Genomic DNA, 4264 nt, shown 5'->3' on the forward strand with positions numbered 1-4264 from the left:
GCCCCGGGCACCGGACGGGCCGGCGCCGGGGGCGGGCGACTACTTGGCTGTGGACTTGCGCGCGGTGGTCTTCCGCGTGGCGGTCTTCTTCGCCGGAGCGGTCTTCTTGGCGGTGGCGGCGGTCTTCTTCGCCGCGGCCGCGGTGGTGGTCTTCTTGGCCGCGGTGGTCGCCTTCTTGGTGGCCGCCGCGCTGGTCTTCTTGGCCACCGCGGTCTTGGCGGTGGTGGCCTTCTTGACCGCGGTCTTGGCCGGGGCCGCCTTCTTGGCCGCCGTGGTGGCGGTCTTCTTGGCGGCGGTCTTCTTGGTCGCGGCGGTGCCCGCGGCGGCGGAGCGCTTGGTCGCGGCGCGCTTGGCGGCCGGGGTGGCGGCCACGCCGGACTTGCCCGGGGTGAGCGAGCCCTTGGGCGCCTTCTTGACCGACGGCCCCTCCTTCGGCAGCTTCTTGCTGCCGGAGACGAGGTCCTTGAAGCCCTGGCCGGGACGGAACCGCGGCACCGCGGTCTTCTTGACCTTGACCCGCTCGCCGGTCTGCGGGTTGCGGGCGAAGCGCGCCGAGCGCTCCACCTTCTCGAAGGTGCCGAAACCGGTGACCGAGACGCGGTCACCCGCCACGACGGCACGCACCATGGTGTCGAGCACTGCGTCGACGGCCTCTGCGGCAGCCTTGCGACCGCCCAGCTGCTCGGCCACCGCTTCGACAAGCTGAGCCTTGTTCACGTCTTCCCCTTCGGAAACGGGCGCCGGATGATTCCATCCGTTCTTTTCGCACGTTAGGTATGTATCTGCGGACTTTCAATTACCAAACGCGTGAATCACCCTAGTGTCGCAATGGATTTGCGCATGGAGGTGCTCACCGGGGAGGCATCCGCCCCTCGTCGAGGTCCTGCACAAAGCGACTCAACCGCCGTGCCGCCTCCGGGAGATCGCGCTTCGCGGTCTCGGTGACGATCAGCAGTTGTCGGGTGAGAGCGGTCTTTGCGTCCGTCGACACGTTCAGCGCGTGAACGCGGGCGTGGGCTTGCTTCAACCGCTCGGCCACCAGTGCGTAGAGCAGGGTGACTTCCGAGTCGGCAGCACCGTCCCGACCGTCCCCGGACGCCGGTTGGCCGTCCTGGTACGGGGGTTCGGGACTGTGGTGCATGCAACGATTGTGCCATCTGTGCGGAGTTGCGCTACACCAGGGTCTATTCCCGGCTGACGAACTCCCCTGCGAACAACGAAGACCCGCCCCGGAGGGGGGCGGGTCTTGTTGTCGGTCCGTCAGAAAGCGGTGACTCAGGCGACCGGCTGGGTGCGCGGCTTGAAGGAGGGCCGCTTCGCCTCGAACGCGGCGACGTCGGCCTCGTTCTGCAGGGTGATGCTGATGTCGTCCAGGCCGTTCAGCAGCCGCCAGCGCACGTTGTCGTCCAGTTCGAACGGCGCGGTGACGCCCTCGGCCCGGACCTCGCGGGCCTCCAGGTCGACGGTGATCTCGGCGGTCGGGTCGGCCTCGGTCAGCGCCCAGAGCTCCTCCACGGTCTCCTGCGGCAGGACGACCGTCAGCAGGCCGTTCTTCAGCGAGTTCCCGCGGAAGATGTCGGCGAACCGGGAGGAGATGACGGCCTGGAAGCCGTAGTTCTGCAGCGCCCAGACGGCGTGCTCGCGGGAGGAGCCGGTGCCGAACTCGGGGCCGGCCACCAGGACGGTGGCGCCCTCGCGCTCGGGCAGGTTCAGGACGAAGGACTCGTCCTTACGCCACGCCTCGAACAGGCCGTCCTCGAAGCCGGAGCGGGTGACCTTCTTCAGCCAGTGCGCCGGGATGATCTGGTCGGTGTCGACGTTCGAACGGCGCAGCGGGACGGCGCGGCCGGTGTGGGTGGTGAACTTCTCCATGGCTCAGACCTCCACGGCCACGTTGTCGGTCAGGTCGGCGGGCGCGGCCAGGCGGCCCACCAGCGCGGTGGCGGCGGCCACCTGGGGGGAGACCAGGTGGGTGCGGCCGCCCTTGCCCTGGCGGCCCTCGAAGTTGCGGTTCGAGGTGGAGGCGCAGCGCTCGCCCGGGGCCAGCTGGTCCGGGTTCATGCCCAGGCACATCGAGCAGCCGGCGTGCCGCCACTCGGCGCCCGCGGCGGTGAAGACCTTGTCCAGGCCCTCCTCGACGGCCTGCAGGGCGACCCGGACGGAGCCGGGGACGACCAGCATCCGCACGCCCTCGGCGATCCGGCGGCCCTCCAGGATGGCCGCGGCGGCCCGCAGGTCCTCGATCCGGCCGTTGGTGCAGGAGCCGACGAACACGGCGTCGACCTTGACCTCGCGCAGCGGGGTGCCGGCCTCCAGGCCCATGTACTTCAGGGCGTTCTCGGCGGCGGTCCGCTCCTGCGGGTCCGCGAAGTCCGCCGGGTCCGGGACGTTCGCGCCCAGCGGCGCGCCCTGGCCCGGGTTGGTGCCCCAGGTGACGAACGGGGTCAGCTCGGCGGCGTCGATGAACACCTCGGCGTCGAAGACCGCGTCCTCGTCGGTGGCCAGGGTCTCCCAGTAGGCGACCGCGGCGTCCCAGTCCTCGCCCTGCGGGGCGTGCGGGCGGCCCTGGAGGTAGTCGAAGGTGGTGCGGTCCGGGGCGATCATGCCGGCCCGGGCGCCCGCCTCGATGGACATGTTGCAGATCGTCATCCGGGCCTCCATGGAGAGGCTGCGGATCGCCGAGCCGCGGTACTCCAGGACGTAGCCCTGGCCGCCGCCGGTGCCGATCTTGGTGATCACGGCCAGGATCAGGTCCTTGGCGGTGACGCCCTCGGGCAGCTCGCCCTCGACGGTGATCGCCATGGTCTTGAACGGGGCCAGCGGCAGCGTCTGGGTGGCCAGCACGTGCTCGACCTGGCTGGTGCCGATGCCGAAGGCCAGCGCGCCGAAGGCGCCGTGGGTGGAGGTGTGCGAGTCGCCGCAGACCACGGTCATGCCCGGCTGGGTCAGGCCCAGCTGCGGGCCGACCACGTGCACCACGCCCTGCTCGACGTCGCCCAGCGAGTGGATGCGCACGCCGAACTCCTCGGCGTTCTTGCGCAGCGTCTCCAGCTGGACCCGGGAGACCGGGTCGGCGATCGGCTTGTCGATGTCCAGGGTCGGGGTGTTGTGGTCCTCGGTGGCGATCGTCAGATCGGTCCGGCGGACCGGGCGCCCGGCCAGCCGGAGGCCGTCGAACGCCTGCGGGCTGGTCACCTCGTGCAGCAGGTGCAGGTCGATGTAGAGCAGGTCGGGCTCGCCCTCGGCGCGCCGGACGACGTGGTCGTCCCAGACCTTCTCTGCGAGTGTCCGTCCCATCGGATTCCCTCCAGCCGGCCGCTCTGCCGGCCTTCTCGTGATCGTCGAGGTCTTGTCCCGTGCCGCCCTGTGAGGCTCGCTTGGAGTCGCGACCTGCACGCCGGACCGTCCAGGATGCGGACACCCTGGTGGGGTGCCGTCCTGGGTGTCTCCCGGGCTGCTGACTCCAAGAGTGGCGCTTTTCTCGGAAGATTGAACTTGCGTCTCGCTGATTGAGACTGCAGTATCGAGACATGGACAACACTAGCGGCGTCGGCGTTCTCGACAAGGCCGCTCTGGTGCTCAGCGCACTGGAGTCGGGCCCCGCCACGTTGGCGGGGCTGGTCGCCGCCACCGGTCTGGCACGGCCCACGGCCCACCGACTCGCCGTCGCACTCGAACACCACCGCCTGGTCACCCGCGACATGCAGGGCCGCTTCATCCTCGGCCCGCGGCTCGCCGAGCTCTCCGCCGCCGCCGGCGAGGACCGGCTGCTGGCCGCCGCCGGCCCGGTGCTCACCCACCTGCGCGACGTGACGGGCGAGAGCGCGCAGCTCTACCGCCGCCAGGGCGAGATGCGGATCTGCGTGGCCGCCGCCGAGCGCCTCTCCGGCCTGCGCGACACCGTGCCGGTCGGCTCCACGCTGCCGATGAAGGCCGGCTCGGCCGCCCAGGTGCTGCTCGCCTGGGAGGAGCCCGAGCGGCTGCACCGCGGCCTCCAGGGCGCCCGGTTCACCGCCACCGCGCTCAGCGGCGTGCGCCGCCGCGGCTGGGCCCAGTCCATCGGCGAGCGCGAACCCGGCGTCGCCTCGGTCTCCGCCCCCGTCCGCGGCCCGTCCAACCGGGTGGTCGCCTCGGTCTCGGTCTCCGGCCCGATCGAGCGGCTCACCCGCCACCCCGGCCGGCTGCACGCCCAGGCCATCATCGAGGCCGCCAACCGCCTCACCGAGGCGCTGCGCCGCAGCTGAGCCGCGCCGCACCGCACGCG

At 71.3% G+C, this 4264-nt stretch carries 5 protein-coding genes; 1 reads left to right on the plus strand and 4 read right to left on the minus strand.

Going from position 1 to position 4264, the window contains the following annotated elements:
* Positions 1-39: 39 nt before the first annotated feature.
* The 4 genes from ACFUEL_RS36120 to leuC form a co-directional block, all read right to left on the minus strand.
* Positions 40-717 (minus strand): HU family DNA-binding protein, encoded by a 678-nt coding sequence (locus tag ACFUEL_RS36120; RefSeq protein ID WP_380241884.1) that lies wholly within the window; start codon positions 715-717, stop codon positions 40-42.
* Between the two features lie 133 nt (positions 718-850).
* On the minus strand, positions 851-1141 hold the full coding sequence (locus ACFUEL_RS36125; protein ID WP_380241886.1) for a hypothetical protein: 291 nt from the start codon (positions 1139-1141) through the stop codon (positions 851-853).
* Positions 1142-1275: 134 nt separating this feature from the next.
* Complete coding sequence (gene leuD / locus ACFUEL_RS36130; protein WP_380241888.1) at positions 1276-1872, minus strand: 3-isopropylmalate dehydratase small subunit; 597 nt, start codon at positions 1870-1872, stop codon at positions 1276-1278.
* Positions 1873-1875: 3 nt separating this feature from the next.
* The gene (gene leuC / locus ACFUEL_RS36135; protein ID WP_380241890.1) at positions 1876-3297 is read right to left on the minus strand and encodes a 3-isopropylmalate dehydratase large subunit; all 1422 of its coding nucleotides are present in this window, start codon (positions 3295-3297) and stop codon (positions 1876-1878) included.
* A gap of 233 nt (positions 3298-3530) precedes the next feature.
* Here leuC and ACFUEL_RS36140 point away from each other — a divergent pair, with 233 nt between their 5' ends.
* Positions 3531-4244 (plus strand): IclR family transcriptional regulator, encoded by a 714-nt coding sequence (locus tag ACFUEL_RS36140; protein ID WP_073813998.1) that lies wholly within the window; start codon positions 3531-3533, stop codon positions 4242-4244.
* Positions 4245-4264: the final 20 nt, after the last annotated feature.

Source organism: Kitasatospora sp. NPDC057198 (assembly GCF_042670125.1).
Lineage (GTDB): Bacteria > Actinomycetota > Actinomycetes > Streptomycetales > Streptomycetaceae > Kitasatospora.

Bases quoted from the DNA above. Each gene is read 5' to 3' on its own strand.
- ACFUEL_RS36125 (WP_380241886.1), bottom strand. From the start codon at position 1,141: ATGCACCACAGTCCCGAACCCCCGTACCAGGACGGCCAACCGGCGTCC.
- leuD (WP_380241888.1), bottom strand. From the start codon at position 1,872: ATGGAGAAGTTCACCACCCACACCGGCCGCGCCGTCCCGCTGCGCCGT.
- leuC (WP_380241890.1), bottom strand. From the start codon at position 3,297: ATGGGACGGACACTCGCAGAGAAGGTCTGGGACGACCACGTCGTCCGG.
- ACFUEL_RS36140 (WP_073813998.1), top strand. From the start codon at position 3,531: ATGGACAACACTAGCGGCGTCGGCGTTCTCGACAAGGCCGCTCTGGTG.